General features: G+C 41.5%; 16 protein-coding genes. 9 read left to right on the top strand and 7 right to left on the bottom strand.

The features are described from left to right. Positions 1 to 4: 4 nt before the first annotated feature. Both L0Z67_RS09065 and cspD read right to left on the bottom strand, forming a co-directional pair. Positions 5 to 2,227, bottom strand: coding sequence for an NADP-dependent isocitrate dehydrogenase (locus tag L0Z67_RS09065; RefSeq protein WP_062569187.1), 2,223 nt, complete (start codon positions 2,225 to 2,227; stop codon positions 5 to 7). 434 nt (positions 2,228 to 2,661) lie between these two features. After that, positions 2,662 to 2,877 carry a cold shock domain-containing protein CspD gene (gene cspD, locus L0Z67_RS09060; protein WP_062569186.1) on the bottom strand — a complete coding sequence of 72 codons (216 nt, stop codon included), beginning with the start codon at positions 2,875 to 2,877 and terminating at the stop codon, positions 2,662 to 2,664. Positions 2,878 to 3,086: 209 nt separating this feature from the next. On the opposite strand from cspD, the gene clpS reads away from it, so the two are divergent. After that, positions 3,087 to 3,395: an ATP-dependent Clp protease adapter ClpS gene (clpS, locus tag L0Z67_RS09055; protein ID WP_193988873.1), complete on the top strand. Its 309-nt coding sequence runs from the start codon at positions 3,087 to 3,089 to the stop codon at positions 3,393 to 3,395. A 70-nt stretch (positions 3,396 to 3,465) separates the two neighbouring features. Next, positions 3,466 to 5,730, top strand: coding sequence for an ATP-dependent Clp protease ATP-binding subunit ClpA (gene clpA / locus L0Z67_RS09050; protein ID WP_130149974.1), 2,265 nt, complete (start codon positions 3,466 to 3,468; stop codon positions 5,728 to 5,730). 162 nt (positions 5,731 to 5,892) lie between these two features. On the opposite strand, the gene infA is transcribed toward clpA, so the two are convergent. From infA to trxB, 4 genes are all read right to left on the bottom strand, one after another. Next, entirely contained in the window at positions 5,893 to 6,111 is a 219-nt protein-coding gene (gene infA / locus L0Z67_RS09045; protein WP_002962494.1) for a translation initiation factor IF-1, read from the bottom strand. Between the two features lie 90 nt (positions 6,112 to 6,201). Beyond that, the gene (locus tag L0Z67_RS09040; protein WP_193988871.1) at positions 6,202 to 6,906 is read right to left on the bottom strand and encodes an arginyltransferase; all 705 of its coding nucleotides are present in this window, start codon (positions 6,904 to 6,906) and stop codon (positions 6,202 to 6,204) included. Next, positions 6,899 to 7,615, bottom strand: a complete 717-nt coding sequence (gene aat, locus L0Z67_RS09035; RefSeq protein ID WP_405127875.1) for a leucyl/phenylalanyl-tRNA--protein transferase — start codon at positions 7,613 to 7,615, stop codon at positions 6,899 to 6,901. Before aat ends, L0Z67_RS09040 begins: the two co-directional genes overlap by 8 nt. A gap of 103 nt (positions 7,616 to 7,718) precedes the next feature. Continuing rightward, positions 7,719 to 8,669, bottom strand: a complete 951-nt coding sequence (gene trxB / locus L0Z67_RS09030) for a thioredoxin-disulfide reductase (RefSeq protein WP_405127874.1) — start codon at positions 8,667 to 8,669, stop codon at positions 7,719 to 7,721. Between the two features lie 357 nt (positions 8,670 to 9,026). On the opposite strand from trxB, the gene pssA reads away from it, so the two are divergent. Continuing rightward, on the top strand, positions 9,027 to 10,352 hold the full coding sequence (gene pssA / locus L0Z67_RS09025) for a CDP-diacylglycerol--serine O-phosphatidyltransferase (protein ID WP_062569180.1): 1,326 nt from the start codon (positions 9,027 to 9,029) through the stop codon (positions 10,350 to 10,352). Positions 10,353 to 10,417: 65 nt separating this feature from the next. On the opposite strand, the gene ald is transcribed toward pssA, so the two are convergent. Then, complete coding sequence (gene ald / locus L0Z67_RS09020) at positions 10,418 to 11,539, bottom strand: alanine dehydrogenase (RefSeq protein WP_062569179.1); 1,122 nt, start codon at positions 11,537 to 11,539, stop codon at positions 10,418 to 10,420. 142 nt (positions 11,540 to 11,681) lie between these two features. On the opposite strand from ald, the gene lrp reads away from it, so the two are divergent. The 6 genes from lrp to serS all read left to right on the top strand — a co-directional run bounded on the left by lrp (position 11,682) and on the right by serS (position 18,458). Then, positions 11,682 to 12,161 (top strand): leucine-responsive transcriptional regulator Lrp, encoded by a 480-nt coding sequence (gene lrp / locus L0Z67_RS09015; RefSeq protein ID WP_062569178.1) that lies wholly within the window; start codon positions 11,682 to 11,684, stop codon positions 12,159 to 12,161. Positions 12,162 to 12,305: 144 nt separating this feature from the next. Beyond that, the gene (locus tag L0Z67_RS09010) at positions 12,306 to 14,792 is read left to right on the top strand and encodes a DNA translocase FtsK 4TM domain-containing protein (RefSeq protein WP_405127873.1); all 2,487 of its coding nucleotides are present in this window, start codon (positions 12,306 to 12,308) and stop codon (positions 14,790 to 14,792) included. Further along, positions 14,792 to 15,418, top strand: coding sequence for an outer membrane lipoprotein chaperone LolA (lolA, locus tag L0Z67_RS09005; protein ID WP_062569176.1), 627 nt, complete (start codon positions 14,792 to 14,794; stop codon positions 15,416 to 15,418). Before L0Z67_RS09010 ends, lolA begins: the two co-directional genes overlap by 1 nt. 3 nt (positions 15,419 to 15,421) lie before the next feature. Next, the gene (locus L0Z67_RS09000; protein ID WP_062569175.1) at positions 15,422 to 16,759 is read left to right on the top strand and encodes a replication-associated recombination protein A; all 1,338 of its coding nucleotides are present in this window, start codon (positions 15,422 to 15,424) and stop codon (positions 16,757 to 16,759) included. Then, on the top strand, positions 16,752 to 17,138 hold the full coding sequence (gene crcB, locus L0Z67_RS08995; RefSeq protein ID WP_083515309.1) for a fluoride efflux transporter CrcB: 387 nt from the start codon (positions 16,752 to 16,754) through the stop codon (positions 17,136 to 17,138). The genes L0Z67_RS09000 and crcB overlap by 8 nt, the downstream gene beginning before the upstream one ends. Positions 17,139 to 17,147: 9 nt before the next feature. After that, the gene (serS, locus tag L0Z67_RS08990) at positions 17,148 to 18,458 is read left to right on the top strand and encodes a serine--tRNA ligase (RefSeq protein ID WP_062569174.1); all 1,311 of its coding nucleotides are present in this window, start codon (positions 17,148 to 17,150) and stop codon (positions 18,456 to 18,458) included. Positions 18,459 to 18,466 lie beyond the last annotated feature (8 nt).

The following is an 18,466-nucleotide window of genomic DNA, read 5'->3' as shown; positions in this document are numbered from 1 at the left end:
AAAACTAAACTAACTTAGCTAAAATATCATTAAATGTCGTGCTTGGACGCATTGCTTTGAATGCCGCATCGTCATTTGGCTGATAATAACCACCCACATTCATCGCAGGGCCTTGCGCATCGTTTAATTCTTTAACGATTTGGTCTTTTTGAGACTCAAGATCAGCAGCGATTTGTGTGAACTGTGATTTTAATTCTGCGTCATCATCTTGTGCAGCAAGTTCTTGTGCCCAGAATAATGATAGGAAGAAGTGTGAACCACGGTTATCAATCTCTTTCACTTTACGCGAAGGTGATTTGTTTTCAGCAAGGAAAGTACCTGTTGCTTTGTCTAGCGTATCAGCAAGAACTTGTGCTTTCTTGTTACCAGTATTAACCGCTAGGTGCTCTAAAGAAGCAGCAAGTGCTAAGAATTCACCTAATGAATCCCAACGTAAGTGGTTTTCTTTTTCGAATTGTTGAACGTGCTTAGGCGCTGAACCACCTGCACCCGTTTCGAATAAACCACCACCATTCATAAGAGGTACGATAGACAGCATTTTCGCACTGGTACCAAGCTCAAGAATTGGGAACAAGTCAGTTAGGTAATCACGTAAAACGTTACCTGTAACAGAAATTGTGTCTTTACCTTCTTTGATGCGCTCTAATGAGAATTGAGTTGCTTCTAGTGGCGCAAGAATACGAATGTCTAGACCATCAGTATCATGGTTTGGTAAATATGCATTCACTTTTTTGATTAACTGTGCATCGTGTGCGCGGTTTTCGTCTAACCAGAAAACTGCTGGCGTGCCTGTTGCACGAGCACGGTTAACTGCAAGCTTAACCCAATCTTGAATTGGTGCATCTTTCACCTGACACATACGCCAGATATCGCCTTGCTCAACAGCGTGTTCAAGTAACGTGTTGCCATTTGTGTCAACAACACGAATAGTACCGGCATCAGCTACTTCAAACGTTTTATCATGTGAACCGTACTCTTCTGCTTTTTGAGCCATTAAGCCAACATTAGGCACGCTACCCATTGTTGTTGGATCGAATGCACCGTGTTCTTTACAGAAGTCGATAGTTGCTTGGTAAACACCTGAGTAACAACGATCTGGAATGACAAAGCTCGTGTCTTGTAATTTGCCTTCGCTGTTCCACATTTGACCGCTTGAACGAATTGCAGCAGGCATTGACGCATCGATGATCACATCACTTGGAACATGAAGGTTAGTGATACCACGGTCAGAGTCAACCATCGCAATAGCTGGGTTGTTGTCATAAACTGCTTGGATATCAGCTTCGATTTCTGCTTTTTTAGCAGCATCTAAACTTTCAATTTTAGAGAAAACATCGCCAAAACCGTTGTTTACGTCAACATCTAGCTCTTTGAAAAGATCAGCGTGTTTTGTAAATACGTCTTTAAAGAATACTTTAACAGCGTGACCGAAGATGATTGGATCAGACACTTTCATCATCGTTGCTTTCATGTGTAATGAGAACAACACGCCTTTGTCTTTTGCTGCTTGAATTTCTTTTGCAAGGAAAGCTTGAAGCTTAGCAGCACTCATGCGAGAAGCGTCAATTACTTCACCCGCGAGTAATGGTGTGCTTGCTTTAAGAACGGTGATATCACCATTTTCAGCAACATGCTCAATACGTACATCAGTTGCTTCTGCTACCGTTACTGATTGCTCAGAACCAAAGAAGTCACCGTCTTCCATGCTTGCAACGTAAGATTGAGAGTCTTTGCTCCATGCACCCATTGAGTGTGGATTATTGCGAGCATACTCTTTCACTGAGCTTGGTGCGCGGCGATCAGAGTTACCTTCACGAAGTACAGGGTTTACAGCACTGCCTTTAATTTTGTCGTAAGTTGCTTTAACTTTTTTCTCTTCGTCTGTTTTTGGCTCAGAAGGATAGTCAGGCAGGGCATAGCCTTTTTCTTGTAGCTCTTTGATTACGGCACGTAGTTGTGGAATTGACGCGCTGATATTTGGCAGCTTGATAATGTTGGCTTCAGGTGTTTTAGCCATTTCACCTAATTCAGCTAGGGCATCATTAATGCGTTGCTCTTCCGTTAGGTATTCTGGGAAGCTAGCAATTACACGGCCCGCTAATGAAATATCACGCGTCTCAACTTCAACACCAGCTGCGTTAGTGTAAGCTTGGATAATGGGTAACAATGAATATGTTGCCAATGCTGGCGCTTCATCTGTTTTAGTATAGATAATTTTTGATGTCATCATCATTCCTAGATAGTTGGCGTAATGGTTGGTTAAGCTGTGGACAGCCCCCCTTAATTAGCCATATTCAACAATGCAAATTTACTGCTATGAAATAGCAATCAGTCTGTTAGGTGTTACTACTTAATATTGGCTATCAAAATAGTCACAACTGACAGACTGTAAGATTTTTTAGCTTAATAGCTGACAAAATAAAATTAGCCATTAGCCTTAGTCAAAATTGACTAAATCGCTAAATTTAAGCAACAAGAGTGTAACAAGCTTGACTCTAAAGGGCTAATAACAATTCAACAATTTTGTCGTCAAATAGCTATTAATGAAAGTAGAAGTGGGGTTGAAAAATAGATTTTCAAGGTCATATCAGAAACATTAGGGGAGAGAAGTAAGCGAGGATCTTAACAAGGTCGCTCGCTTGGTACTCGAACAGGTTTTACCTAAGATAGCTCATCGTTAGGGGCAATATTCGTTGCGTGTAACCCTTTTGGACCTTGTTGCAATTCGAATGTTACATCTTGACCAGCTTTAAGTGTTTTATAACCGTCCATTACAATCGTTGAGTAATGAGCGAATATATCAGTCTCGCTGCCGTCTTCTACGATGAAGCCAAAACCTTTGGCATTGTTGAACCATTTGACTTTTCCACAAGCCATACTTCTACATCCTTCTATAAGTTGACTAATTTAGTTATTCTAAACCGTGTAATTTGCTAGACTGACTAAGGTTTAATCAATCTATCTTTGACTGTAGTTTATTTAGTCAATCAGTCAAGTGTTTTGAACTATTTTTTAACAATTTATTTATTTTTTTATTCAAGTTTGCTTGAGTTCTAAAGACAAGACTATATTTAATTATGAGTGGCATGAAAGATTCTGGTGTTATTGAAACGGTTCGCGATAGTGAGAAGCAAAAACTGCAACCACCGCGAAAATATAAAGTCATTTTGAATAATGATGATTACACGCCTATGGACTTTGTGATAGAAGTACTAATGACGTTTTTTAATATGGATAGCGAAAGAGCAACAGATGTGATGCTTCAGGTTCATCATAACGGTAAAGCAATTTGCGGTGTTTATAGCGCCGATGTTGCACATACCAAAGCTGAGCAGGTTAATCGTTACGCACGCGATAACGAGCATCCACTGCTATGTAGTTGTGAGCAGGAATAAATACCAAGGTAGGGTGAACATTTAGCCCATCACAACGGTATATAAATATTATCTCAGTAAGGGGTTGCCAATGCTAAACAAAGACTTAGAACTAACCTTAAATGCGGCGTTTCGCGAAGCGAGAACACGCCGCCATGAATTTATGACCGTCGAGCACCTTTTACTTGCACTGCTCGATAACCCTTCTGCTGGAGAAGCGCTCAATGCGTGTGGCGTAGATATGGGCACTTTAAAAGTCGAGTTATCTGAATTTATCGATGAAACGACGCCTGTTATTCCTGATTTAGAAGAAGACCGTGAAACACAACCAACGTTAGGTTTTCAGCGCGTTCTGCAACGTGCTGTATTCCATGTACAATCATCAGGTAAAAATGAAGTTACTGGCGTTAACGTGCTGGTGGCTATCTTTTCTGAGCAAGAAAGCCAAGCCGTCTATTTACTGAAAAAAGCGGATGTAAATCGTCTTGATATAGTCAACTTTATCTCTCATGGTATTTCCAAAGCTGATGATGAAATTGGCGGTGAAGACCATGATGATATCCATGAAGAGGTACAAGAAGTTCAAGGTGAAGAGCCGACTAAGCTCGAGAACTTCACAACAAACCTCAACCAACAAGCGATTGATGGCAATATTGATCCACTGGTTGGGCGAGACAGTGAAGTTGAGCGTACTGTTCAAGTTTTATGTCGTCGTAAGAAAAATAATCCGCTGCTTGTTGGTGAAGCTGGGGTAGGTAAAACGGCCATTGCTGAAGGTCTTGCTTATCGTATTGTCAACAAAGAAGTGCCTGAAGTAATTGCTGATGCGGTTGTTTATTCACTTGATATGGGTGCATTACTGGCCGGTACAAAATACCGCGGTGATTTTGAGAAACGCTTTAAATCACTGCTCAAAGAGCTGCAAGCAAAACCTGGGTCTATTCTATTTATCGATGAGATTCACACCATCATCGGTGCTGGAGCGGCATCAGGTGGCGTAATGGATGCTTCTAACCTAATTAAACCGCTACTTTCAAGTGGTAAACTGCGATGCATGGGCTCTACCACTTATAACGAGTTTAAAAATATCTTTGAAAAAGATCGTGCACTAGTACGTCGTTTTCAAAAAATTGATGTTCTTGAGCCAAGTGTTTCAGACACCACTAAGATTCTTAATGGTTTGAAAGAGCGTTATGAAGAACATCATGGCATTCGTTATACACAAAAAGCGCTCAAAGCAGCTGCAGAGCTAAGTGCTAAATATATTAATGAACGTCACTTACCAGATAAAGCGATTGATGTTATTGATGAGGCAGGAGCCAATCAGCGTTTACAGCCTATATCAAAACGTAAGAAAACGATTGGCGTATCCGATATTGAACTGATCGTATCGAAAATGGCACGTATTCCACAGCAAAGCGTGTCTTCAAGTGATAAAGAGACGTTGAAAAACCTTGACCGTAACTTAAAAATGTTAGTGTTTGGACAAGACCAGTCAATTGACGCGCTCACCTCTGCTATCCGTTTATCTCGTTCAGGTCTTGCGAATGAAGATAAGCCGGTGGGCTCGTTCTTATTTGCTGGTCCTACGGGGGTTGGTAAAACAGAGGTGACTAAACAACTAGCTAAGTGTATGGGCGTTGAGTTTATTCGCTTTGATATGTCTGAGTATGTTGAGCGTCATGCAGTTAGCCGTTTAATTGGTGCGCCTCCAGGTTATGTCGGTTTTGAGCAGGGTGGTCTATTGACTGAAGCGGTTATCAAAAACCCCCATGCAGTGGTGCTGCTTGATGAAATCGAAAAAGCACACCCTGATATTTACAACATCTTATTACAAGTTATGGACCACGGTACATTAACTGATAATAACGGCCGCAAAGCTGATTTTAGAAATGTTGTATTGGTGATGACCACAAATGCAGGTGTGCAAGAGACAGTGCGTAAATCAATAGGCTTTACTGAGCAAGATCACTCACACGATGCAATGAGTGAAATTAACAAGGTATTCTCACCAGAATTTAGAAACCGTTTAGATAATATTATTTGGTTCAACCATCTTGAGAAAGAGGTGATCCTTCAAGTGGTTGATAAGTTTATTGTTGAATTACAAGCACAACTTGATAAGAAATCAGTTAATTTGGAGCTGACTTCTAAGGCACGAGAGCTGTTAGCTGATAAAGGCTACGACAAAGCTATGGGGGCGCGTCCGATGGCTCGCGTTATCCAAGAGGAGCTTAAAAAGCCACTTGCTAATGAAATATTATTTGGTGAGTTATCAGATGGGGGCTCTGTCAAAGTCTCTGTTAAGGATAAGAAAATTCACTTTGAATATGAAACAAGCTTAGAAACAGCCTAAAACAGGCAACAAAAAAGCCCAGCAAATGCTGGGCTTTTTGTTTATTAAATGGAATTAAAACTAAGACTAGTTTTAACACCATTTAACAAACGCTTTTAGCTCTTTGTAATAAACACATCTGCTCATTCAAAGCAGCAAAAAGCTAAATCTCTCGTTAACGCACTAGCGAGCACGGAATACGATGCGACCTTTCGATAAATCGTAAGGAGTCATTTCTACGGTTACTTTGTCGCCAGTTAAGATGCGGATATAGTTTTTGCGCATTTTACCAGAGATATGAGCCACAACAACGTGACCATTTTCTAGCTCAACTCGGAACATTGTATTTGGTAAAGTATCAAGGACTGTCCCTTGCATTTCGATTACGTCTTCTTTCGCCATGTTTAGCGTAACACCTCTTTAATAGTTAAACGCTGCAGATTTTGCCGAAAATACAGCAATAAGTAAAGCTACAGGGCTTAATTTTGTAAATTAAATCGCCAACCACTGATCGCCAATGTGCTTTTGTGCTGGCAAAAATTGGGTTTTATATTTCATTTTATTACATTCGTCTATTTGATAACCTAAGTAGACAAATTGTTTTTGTTGTTGCTTTGCAAATTCTATTTGGTGCATGATCATTACACTGCCGAGGCTGTACGATTCGTAGTCAGGGTCAAAAAACGTATAAATAGCAGAGACGGCATTATCCATATTATCAGTAACAGCTACCGCGACAAGTTTGTCGCCATCACGTAGCTCAATAAATGTGATAGGTAACCACTGACAGAATAAAAAACTTTCGTACTGATTTTGTTCTGGTGGGTACATTGAGCCATCTTGATGGCGCTGCGTTATGTACTTGCAGTAAAGAGGGTAATAGTCTGCTCGTTCATACTCACTATAACTCACAGTAAAGATTTTTTTCGCTCTGTTTAGTTTACGCTTTTGTGATTTTGAGGGTTGAAATGATTGTGCTAGCACCCGAATAGAATTACATGCATTACATACTGGACAGTGCGGTCGATAAATTTGATCGCCACTGCGCCTAAATCCTAGCGCGAGTAGTTGCTCAAACTTCTCAGCGCAGTAACAGCTTGGATCAAGAATAACTAACAGTTGTTCTTGGCGGTTTGGTAAATAACTGCAATCAAATTGCTGGCTCAAACCTAGCCTAGTGGGTAAATGCTCAGTCATAAATATTTATCAACTCTTGCGGTTGCCACATGTGCGATGTTGGTCCATAGTGTTGGGCTAGTTTAAGTCTAGTTAAAAATTCAGTCCGCGGGATAACTTTTGCACCTAGCGTTATCAAATAAGGGTTTTCAAGTTGGCAATCAATAAAATGTGCATTATGTTTTTTTAACCAATTCACAAGCGCCCACATAGCTAACTTCGAACCATTGGATGTATGATGAAACATTGATTCGCCACAAAATATACCGTTTTGCATAATGCCATAAAGGCCAGCGACCAAATGGTTATCTTGCCAAATTTCAAGGCTATGTGCGATACCTTGATGATGTGCTTCGATGTAGGCATGCATCATTTGTTCAGTGATCCACGTACCTTCAGCATCTAAGCGCTGCTCTCGACAGGCATTGATAACATGTGCAAACGCCTGGTTGACCGTGACGCGAACAGGAGTGCGCTTCAAATGTTTTTTCAAACTTCGACTCACGTGAAATTCGTCCAACTCGATAACACCACGCATACTAGGCGACCACCACATAATCGGCTCATAATCACTAAACCATGGAAAAACGCCATTTTTGTAAGCATTTTTGATGCGTTCAACGGATAAATCGCCACCAATAGCTAATAAGCCATCTGGCTCGTCAAGCGCAAATTCAGGGTTTGGAAAATCAACACTCTCGGCTGAGAGTTGGTATAGTTGCTTGATCATATTGCGTTATCATTGTTATTTAGCTTAATTTTAACAAAATCTTAGTTATAAAAAAGGGGCTGTTGATAACAGCCCCTAAATTTATTGTGTTAGATTAAAAAAATTATAGGTTATCTAAGAAACGCTCTGCATCAAGTGCTGCCATACAACCTGTACCTGCCGAAGTGATAGCTTGACGGTAAATGTGATCAGACACATCCCCTGCAGCAAACACCCCTGGTACGCTTGTTTGTGTTGCGTTACCGTTTAAGCCAGATTCAACAACTAAATAGCCGTCCTTCATTTCAAGCTGACCTTCAAACATGTCGGTATTTGGTTTGTGACCGATTGCGATAAACACACCAACAAGGTCAAGGTTCTCTGTTTCTTGCGAATCTGTAGCTTTGATGCGGATACCTGTCACACCCATTTCATCGCCTAATACTTCGTCTAAAGTACGGTTATAATGTAAAACTACATTACCGTTCTGCGCTTTCTCTTTTAAGCGATCGGATAAGATTTTTTCACTACGGAAGCTGTCACGACGATGAATTACATGAACTTCTTCTGCGATATTAGATAAGTATAACGCCTCTTCAACAGCCGTATTACCACCACCAACAACCGCTACCTTTTGACCGCGATAAAAGAAACCATCACAGGTTGCACACGCTGAAACACCACGGCCTTGAAAGTTCGTTTCAGATTCTAAGCCTAAGTATTTTGCCGAAGCACCTGTTGCAATAATAAGAGCGTCGCACGTATACGTACCAGAGTCACCAGTTAATGTGAAAGGGCGTTTAGATACATCTACTTTGTTAATATGATCAAAAACAATTTCTGTTTCAAAGCGCTCAGCATGTTCTTTCATTCGATCCATTAACGCAGGACCCGTTAGACCATGAGCATCACCCGGCCAGTTTTCAACTTCTGTAGTGGTTGTTAATTGTCCACCTTGTTGAATGCCGGTAATAAGAACCGGATTAAGGTTGGCACGGGCAGCGTAAACAGCTGCGGTGTAACCAGCAGGGCCAGAGCCTAGAATGAGAAGTTTACAATGTTTTGCGTTCGTCATGGTTTTTCCTAAATACGTTTTAATACGATTGTTAATGCGCCCGATTCTAAGAAAAACAAGGCGGATGTAAACAAAAGGGCCGATTATTTTTTTGCAGAAATCGCAAAGCTGTCAAATAATCCTTACTTAAAAAGTATGTATAAGTAAATATACGAGTCAAAACAGCAGTACGTACTTATTAAGTAAATACTCTATTAGTAGAGTTTAAAGCTTGGTTTTGGTTATTAAATAATCACAAAGCAATGTATTGCACCAACAAAGTACGTTTATTCATGACCAAGCAATTTTTTTTTGGTATGTTTTAGCTAATTTTGATATTAGCTTACACACAAGAGCTAAACAACCGAACAGGCAACTATGGTATTTTGGCAGGAAAAGCCCGCATTTGGGCTGACTACAGAAGATATAAAAGTCTTAACCAATGCAAAAGAATATCGCAGTGAGTTATTACGACTAATTCGCACAGCGACAAAAAGAATTTATATTACTGCGTTGTACTTGCAAGATGATGAAGCAGGACGTGAAATACTCAGCGCTTTACATGAAGCATCTTTGGCTAATCCCGCATTAGATATAAAGGTGTTGGTAGATTTTCATCGCGCGCAACGAGGTTTAATAGGCGCTGCAAAATCAGAGGGTAACGCCAGCATGTATTGCGACTTTCTTGAAGAGTTTCAATCTAATGTGCAAGTTTATGGTGTGCCGGTTAAGGCGAAAGAGCTATTTGGCGTGCTACATTTAAAAGGTTTTGTTATTGATGACACTTTGCTTTACAGCGGAGCAAGCCTAAACAACGTCTACTTACAACAAGATGATAAATATCGCCTTGACCGTTATTTTCTTGTTAATCAAGCTGGCTTATGTAATTCGGTTATTGATTTTATACATACGTACCTACTGAGCTCTGAAGCTGTCCCGCGTCTCGATCGCCGTCCCTTAACAAAATTTAATGATATAAAAGTAGCGCAAAAGCAGCTCATGCGAGAGCTTAAATCTGCCAGCTATAACAGTGCCAGTGAAGCAAGTTCTGCACAACTGGGGGTTCGGCTATTTTTGGGCCTCGGTCGCCGTAGTAATAAGCTAAACCGTTTAATAAAGTCTTTGTTTGATACCACAGAGCAAGAGTTAGTTCTGTACACACCCTATTTTAATTTTCCTGCGCCGTTACTGCGTTCGTTACGTCGATTATTAAAACAAGGTAAACAAGTGACTATTGTGGTAGGCGATAAAACGGCGAATGATTTTTACCTTCCACCCAGCGAGCCGTTTAGTAAAATTGGGGCATTACCGTATTTATATGAAACGATTTTATATAAGTTTTTAAAATCTCAAAAGCGTCATATTGTCAATGGCAACTTAAATGTCTATCTGTGGAAGCATGAAAGCAACTCTTTTCATTTGAAGGGAATTTGCAGAGATAATCGTACTCATTTATTGAGTGGTCATAATCTAAACCCTCGTGCGTGGGGATTAGATATCGAGAATGGTATTTTAATTGATGATCCTGAGCAACGCATATTGCCACAGATTGAGCAAGAGAAAAAAGCCATTTTAACCCACTGTCGTCGACTGACAGGGCCGCAGGATTTAGAAACAATGGACGATTATCCTTCGCCAGTTAAAAAGTTACTTGGGCAAGCTAAGCGTGTAAAGGTCGACTTTATAATCAAGCGGTTTATTTAATCTCAATAATAAACAGGTATAAAAAAAGCAGCGAATTCGCTGCTTTTTTTGTGTCAAAATGCTAATTAAGCATTTTCAACCGCTGTACGTGGGTCAACATATTCCATGTTGAATGCTTCAGCTACTTCTTTATAAGTAACTTGGCCTTTGATCACGTTTAAGCCTTTTAAGAAGTGTGCATCGTCAAGAAGCGCTTTCTTGTAGCCTTTGTTAGCAAGGTTGATGATAAATGGTAATGTCGCGTTATTAAGTGCGAACGTAGAAGTACGTGGAACAGCACCTGGCATGTTAGCAACACAGTAGTGAACAACGTCATCAACGATGTATGTAGGATCTGCGTGAGTTGTTGCTTTAGATGTTGCAATACAACCACCTTGGTCGATTGCAACGTCAACGATTGCAGAACCAGGTTTCATTGCTTTAATGTGCTCAGCAGTTACAAGTTTAGGCGCAGCTGCACCTGGGATCAATACGCCACCGATTACAAGGTCAGCTTCTAGTACGTGTTTTTCCAATGCGTCAGCAGTAGAGTAGATCGCTTGTACTTTATTACCAAATTGCGCGTCTAGGGCACGGAGTACATCGATATTACGATCAAGAACGACCACGTTAGCACCTAGGCCAACAGCCATCTGCGCTGCACTACGACCAACCATGCCACCGCCGATAACAACAACTTTAGCTGGCTCAACACCTGGTACACCACCAAGTAACATACCACGACCGTGGTTAGATTTCTCTAATGCCTGTGCACCCGCTTGAATAGACATACGACCCGCAACTTCACTCATAGGAGCAAGAAGAGGTAAACCACCACGTGCATCAGTTACTGTTTCGTAAGCGATACACACTGCACCACTTTTAACTAGGTCTTCAGTTTGTGGAAGATCTGGTGCTAGGTGAAGATAAGTAAATAGAATTTGGTCTTCACGTAACATTGCACGCTCAACAGCTTGTGGCTCTTTTACTTTAACGATCATCTCAGCTTTAGCAAAAACGTCTGCTGCTGTAGGAAGAATTTCAGCACCTGCAATAACATAGTCTTCATTAGTGAAGCCAATGCCCATACCTGCATCAGTTTCAACAAACACTTGGTGGCCATGGTTTACTAATTCACGAACACTCGCAGGAACCATACCTACACGGTATTCATGGTTTTTAATTTCTTTAGGTACACCAATAATCATAATTTTTCGCCTTAATAGAACGGGATGAAATTTTCGACTATTATATTCATGACAAGGCAGTGTGTCTCACCTTTTTTTGTGTATTATCTAGTGATATAATCTAAAATATATTTTTTAATGGTTTAAAACTCTGGTTAGCACTATGCATCAATTACTTGACAGAATTGACCGTAAAATTTTGATGGAATTGCAGCTTGATGGTCGGATCTCTAACGTAGAGTTAGCAAGGCGTGTAGGGCTAAGTGCCACTCCTTGTTTAGAGCGTGTAAAGAAGCTCGAAAGGGAAGGTTATATAGTAGGTTATAAAGCTGTTGTTGACCCTGCTAAGCTTGGGCAAGGTTTGTCTGTTTATGTTGAAGTGACTATTACTAAAACCTCACCCGATGTATTTGAAGAATTTAATGCTGCTGTAAAAAAACACGATGAAATCATTGAATGCCACTTAGTGTCAGGTAACTTTGACTTTTTATTAAAAACACGTGTTAACGATATGTCAGAGTATCGCAATGTTTTAGGGGATATCTTGTTAAAGCTCCCTAATGTCAGTGAAAGTCGTACTTATGTAGTTATGGAAGAAGTGAAAGGTGAGCAAGGCGTGATTATTCGCCCATATATTGCTTAAGCTGTTAAAATGCAGGTAGAGTAATAAAAACTTGTTCATTATCAGTCCATCAAGGTTAAGATAAAGTGCATAAAACGGCATTTCCTGCTAAGGTATTTCACTGCTAACCGATCAGTTGTAAAGAATAATAAGGAATAGGGAGCTATGCGCCTAAATGGTGTTCAAAGACTGCTAGAAACAGGGCTAATTATTAGTACCTTTGCGGCAGTATTTATTTTATGTGCATTAATTAGTTTTGATCCGGCCGACCCATCATGGTCGCAAACTGGTGAGTTCGTCAATGTAAAAAATATAACAGGTACTGCAGGTGCTTGGGTAGCAGATATATTGCTGCTTACATTTGGCTGGTTAGCTTATCTAGTGCCTGCCGCTATCCAATTGTTCGGCTATTTACTGTTTAAACAACCACATCGTATTTTCCAGCTTGACTACACCACATTGTCGTTAAGAGTTATCGGGTTCGCTTTATTTATAACGTCAGCGACAGCAATCAGTAGTATAAATTTTGATGATATTTATAACTTCTCATCTGGCGGGGTAGTGGGGGATATCATTGCCTCAGCGATGATGCCAACGTTTAATTTTACTGGTACTTCGATTCTTTTACTCTGCTTCTTCTTTGCCGGTTTAACACTTTTAACCGGTGTGTCATGGGTTCAATTTGTTGATTTTGTGGGTAAGTGGGTCATGCAAGCTTTCTATTTCTTGCGTGAACAATTATCTGCGTGGTTACATCGCGAGAAAGAAGCTATCAAGCCTGTAACAGAGACTGAGTCAGATGCTAACTTTGTTGAGCCAGATAACGAGCCGTCAATCAGTTTTAATAAAGAGAGTGAAGCTAAGCAAAAACCATCGAGCGAGACTAAAAAGCCAGATAGCGAGTTTGAGGGGTTCGATGAGCTTGATGATATTTTGGATCAAGAAATAGGTTTTAGTGCACTTAATGATGAGTCCTTCGACACCGTCTCGGCACTGAATGCGCTTGACCAAAGTCCTGTGGTAGATGCTGAACCAGAAAAACCGACTACCACAGTCGTATCACCTGCGCGACCAATGCCTAAGCCAAAGCCCGCGTATCAGCCACCACCAACGGCAAAAGAAAAATTTGAAGCGTTATTAGATGAAGAGCCGCCGACTAATCCTTTACCGTCACTTGATTTATTAGACCGCCCAGATAAAGCGAAGAATCCGTTATCACAAGAAGAGCTTGACGGTATTTCGCGTTTAGTTGAAACCAAACTCCTTGATTTCAATATTCAAGCAGCAGTTGTAGGTGTATACCCAGGCCCTGTTGTTACACGTTTTGAGCTTGATTTAGCGCCGGGTATTAAAGTGGCTAAAATCACTGGCTTAGCAAAAGATTTAGCGCGTTCATTGTCTGCTGTCAGTGTGCGTGTAGTAGAGGTTATTCCAGGTAAAACCTATGTTGGTTTAGAGCTGCCGAACAAACATCGTGAAATAGTGCGTCTAAGCGAAGTTATTAACGCGCCTAAGTTTGAATCAAACCCATCACCACTGACTATGGTGTTAGGTAAAGACATTGCTGGCGAGCCAGTCTGTGCTGATCTTGGCAAAATGCCACATTTACTTGTTGCTGGTACGACAGGTTCAGGTAAGTCAGTGGGCGTTAATGTAATGATATTAAGCTTACTGTACAAATCGGGCCCTGATGATGTACGTATGATCATGATCGACCCGAAAATGCTTGAACTTTCTGTGTACGAAGGCATCCCACATTTATTATGTGAAGTTGTGACCGACATGAAAGAAGCAGCCAATGCATTGCGTTGGTGTGTAGGCGAAATGGAACGCCGTTATAAGCTGATGTCGGCACTTGGGGTGCGTAACTTAAAAGGTTACAACCAGAAGGTACGTGATGCCAAAGAAGCGGGTCATCCAATACTCGATCCTCTTTTTAAAGACACCGATGGCATGGCCGATGGCCCTGAAGAGCTAGATAAACTCCCAAGTATTGTGGTGGTGATTGACGAATTTGCCGACATGATGATGATCGTAGGTAAAAAAGTGGAAGAGCTGATTGCACGTATCGCGCAAAAAGCCCGTGCTGCAGGTATTCACTTAGTACTAGCAACACAGCGACCATCGGTTGACGTTATTACAGGTTTAATTAAAGCGAATATTCCAACCCGTATGGCGTTCCAGGTTTCAAGTAAAATTGACTCGCGTACTATTTTAGATCAGCAAGGCGCTGAAAACTTACTAGGTATGGGTGATATGCTTTACTTACCGCCGGGGACTAGCGTCCCAGTGCGTGTGCATGGTGCATTTGTAGACGACCACGAAGTTCACGCGGTTGTAGATGATTGGAAAAAACGTGGCAAACCAAATTATATAGATGAAATTTTAAGTGGTGATGCCGCAGAGGAAATTTTACTACCAGGAGAAACCAGTGAAGACGGTGATGAAGAGTCAGATCCGCTTTACGATGAAGCAGTATCATTTGTAATTGAAACCGGCAAAGTGTCGGTATCGAGTGTACAGCGTAAACTTCGCGTAGGTTATAACCGCGCAGCACGCTTAGTTGAACAAATGGAAACATCAGGCATTGTTAGCGCACCGGGACACAACGGTGCACGCGAAGTCTTAGTGCCAAATGGTGGAGCAAATTAATGAAAAAATTTAAATACCTAGCCTTAATTATGGGCTGTTTATTAAGCGGCCAAAGTTTTGCAGACGACAGCGAAGCATTGCAACAACAACTGGCTGCGATTAAAAGTTTTAAAGCAGAGTTTTCACAGCAAGTGACCGATTCACAAGGTGAAGCTATCATGCAAGGTGAGGGGAATATTGCCCTTCAGCAGCCTATGATGATCCGCTGGCAACAACAAAGCCCAGACGATACCTTGTTTGTATCAAATGGTGATAAAACGTATTACTTCGACAGCTTTGCTGAACAAGTCACTATTATGAATACTCACAGTTTGATTGATTCAACACCGTTTGTATTGTTGACCTCAAAAGATCCAGAGCAATGGGCTAAATACCAAGTTGTGGCAACGGATGTAGGCTTTAGCGTCACGCCAAACAAAGGCGTTGAGAGCCAAGTTGAAAAGTTAGACATTCGCTTTAATGCTCAAGAGCAGGGCCTTGCATCACTTACAGTACTAGATACCTCAGGTCAGCAGTCTTTATTTACCTTTAAAGACGCTAAAGTAAACGAAGCACTTGCAACTCAGACCTTTGAATTTACCATTCCTGAAGGCGTTGAAGTTGACGACCAAAGCCAAGGTGATTAAGGCTTGAGTAACCTCGGATTTAATTTTGGTCCTGATGTGCGCCCTCTTGCGGCGCGCATGCGACCCGAAACACTGAATGACTACATAGGTCAGCAGCACCTTTTAAGTCCCGATAAACCCCTTTACCAAGCCATTCTTGCAGGTCGATGCCACAGCCTCATTTTGTGGGGACCACCTGGCGTTGGTAAAACCACCTTAGCGCAAATTATTGCGAATCATGCCGATGCAAGCCTTATTCAAATGTCGGCGGTCACAGCAGGTGTAAAAGATATTCGTGAGGCAGTAAGCGAAGCGAAAGCAAATCTTGCAGGGCGAGGGCAACGGACGTTATTGTTTGTAGACGAAGTGCATCGCTTTAATAAATCTCAGCAAGATGCATTCTTACCCCATATCGAAGACGGTACTTTTATTTTTGTAGGCGCAACCACCGAAAACCCATCATTTGCACTTAACAACGCGATACTGTCTCGTGCCCGTGTATATGTATTAAAAGCACTTGAGCAAGCTGATTTATTTACCGTAATCGAGCGCGCTTTACGTGAAGATGTGGAGCTTAGCCAAAAACACATAGAAATTGCTGATAACGCCAAACAAGCGCTTTGCCAAGCAAGTGATGGCGATGCGCGTAAAGTACTTAACTTGTTAGAACAAGCGGTTGATTTAACCACTGAGCAGCAGAGCAAATACCTTGTTGATCAACATGTTTTAAGCCAAGTACTGCCAACTCATTTAGCCAAGTATGATAAAGGCGGCGATGAGTTTTACGACTTAATTTCCGCGTTTCATAAGTCAGTGCGTGGTAGTTCACCTGATGGTGCCTTATATTGGTATTGCCGTATTTTAGCAGGTGGCGGCGACCCGCTTTATGTAGCTAGGCGGTTATTAGCGATTGCCACAGAAGATATTGGCAATGCCGACCCGCGAGCAATGGAGGTCGCACTCAATGCGTGGGATATTTTTCAACGTGTTGGCCCAAGTGAAGGTGAGCGCGCTATAGCACAAGCCACCATTTATTTAGCCAGTGCGCCGAAAAGTAACGCTGTGTATATGGCGTTTAACCAAGCGCTGCAAGATGCTAAAAATGAGCCGAGTCATCCGGTGCCAGAGCATTTACGTAATGCACCAACTAGCTTAATGAAAGACTTAGGTTATGGCGCTGAATATCGGTATGCACACAATGAAGAAGGTGCCTTTGCAGCGGGCGAAAAGTACTTCCCAGAAGCTATTCATGATCGTCAGTATTACTTCCCAACCGATCGCGGGCTTGAACAAAAAATCAAACAAAAGCTGGACTATTTAACTCAGCGCAACGAGCAAAGTGATATTAAACGTTATGAATAGTTTGAAACTTTACATGATGATTGCAATGGGCGGTGCTTCTGGGGCATGTTTACGCTATTTTCTTAGCGAAACCATGCTAAAACTGCTCGGTAGGGGATTCCCTTTTGGCACGTTGACAGTTAATATTCTTGGTTCATTGTTAATGGGCATTTTATACGGCTTGATTGAAAGAGAAATAATCGCTGTTAGCCCCGCTAAAACCTTAATTGGTATTGGCTTTTTAGGTGCATTGACCACCTTTTCAACATTCTCAATGGATTCGTTGTTGCTATTGCAACAAGGTCACTTTTTTAAAATGGCCCTCAATATCACCTTAAACGTGGTGGTGTGTATATTTATGGCTTGGCTGGGCCTTCAGCTGGTAATGCAAAAAGGTTAAAAATCAAACATGTTAGATTCTAAATATTTACGTCAAGATATCGAACAAGCGGCTGCACGCTTAGCAACTCGTGGATTCGACCTTGATATTGCAGCGGTAACTGCACTTGAAGAAAAGCGCAAAACATTACAAGTAAAAACGCAAGAACTTCAAAGTGAGCGTAACGCAAGTTCCAAAGCTATCGGCCAAGCAAAAGCGAAAGGCGAGCACGAAAAAGCACAACAGCTTCTTGATTCAGTAAGTACTCTTGGTGACCAACTAGACAGCGTTAAAGCAGAGCAAGACGCAGTACTCGAAGAGCTTAAGCAAATTGCACTTGCTATTCCAAACCTACCTGATGAGTCTGTACCCGTTGGTGAAGACGAAGACCAAAACGTTGAAATTTCAACCTGGGGTACGCCTAAGTCATACGACTTTGAAGTAAAAGATCACGTTGATGTTGGTCAAGACGTAAACGGCCTAGATTTTGAAATGGGCGTTAAAATCAGTGGCGCACGCTTTACTGTTATGCGTGGTCAAGTTGCCCGTATGCACCGTGCTCTTACGCAGTTCATGCTGGATACGCACACAGAGCAAAACGGCTACACAGAAATGTATGTGCCTTACCTGGTTAATAGCGCAAGTTTATACGGCACAAGCCAATTACCTAAGTTTGCTGGTGACTTATTCCACACTCTAGGTTTAGTGGATGATGACGGTCAGCAACAACCTGGTTTTAGCTTAATTCCAACTGCGGAAGTACCACTTACAAACAGTGCTCGCGACGAAATTTACGACGAAAGCGACTTACCAATTCGTTTAACAGCGCATACGCCTTGTTTCCGTAGTGAAGCAGGTAGCTATGGCCGTGATACACGTGGTCTTATTCGTCAACACCAATTCGACAAAGTTGAATTAGTACAACTAGTAAAACCAGAAGATTCAATGCAAGCGTTAGAAGAGCTTACAGGTCACGCTGAGCAAATCTTACAAGCATTAGAACTTCCTTACCGTAAAGTGATTCTATGTACCGGTGATATGGGCTTTGGCGCAGCAAAAACTTACGATTTAGAAGTTTGGTTACCTGCACAAAACACCTATCGTGAAATCTCATCATGTTCAAACATGGTTGATTTCCAAGCGCGTCGTATGCAAGCGCGTTTCCGTCGTCAAGGCGAGAAAAAGCCAGAACTACTTCATACACTAAATGGTTCAGGTTTAGCGGTTGGTCGTACGCTTGTTGCTATTTTAGAGAATAATCAACAAGCTGATGGTTCTATTGTTGTACCAGAAGTGTTACGCCCATATATGGGTGGCTTAGAAGTGATTGGTAAAGCCTAAGCTTATTA

Source organism: Pseudoalteromonas sp. PB2-1 (assembly GCF_045040605.1).
Lineage (GTDB): Bacteria > Pseudomonadota > Gammaproteobacteria > Enterobacterales > Alteromonadaceae > Pseudoalteromonas > Pseudoalteromonas arabiensis.
This window is presented reverse-complemented; position numbering and strand designations above follow the sequence as displayed.